The sequence below is a fragment of the Aeromonas sp. PrichA-15 genome (assembly GCF_017939245.1).
In the GTDB taxonomy this organism is placed as follows: Bacteria; Pseudomonadota; Gammaproteobacteria; order Enterobacterales; family Aeromonadaceae; genus Aeromonas; species Aeromonas caviae.
In genome coordinates this window covers 1-293 of the sequence record NZ_JAGKRH010000373.1, presented here as the reverse complement: position 1 = coordinate 293, position 293 = coordinate 1, and the positions used below count along the sequence as shown (strand labels likewise).

Annotated in this window: 1 protein-coding gene; it reads left to right on the top strand. The window is 66.6% G+C overall.

Features of this window, described 5'->3' with window-relative positions; all coding sequences use genetic code 11:
* Positions 1–293 (top strand): transposase (locus J9889_RS24800; RefSeq protein WP_210539138.1); only part of this gene is annotated, 293 nt, incomplete at both ends.

Below are 293 nucleotides of genomic sequence, written 5' to 3'. Positions count from 1 at the left end.
GGCCTATGGCCGTGGTCAGGAGGCGGCCAAGCGGCTGCTGGGCGCCGAGTTTGACGGGGTGCTGGTGACCGACCAGTACGCCGGCTACCGGTTTATCGACGCCGACCAGCGGCAACTGTGCTGGGCCCACGTGGCCCGCAATCTCGCGGCCATCGCCGAGAGTAGCGAGCAGTGCAACCAGCCCATCGGTGCCCGGTTGGTCTTGCTGGCGGATGCGGTGTTTCGTACCCGGCACCGTTGGGAAAGCGGTGCGTTGAGCAAGCAGAAATACCTGCGCAGGCTCGCGCGTTACC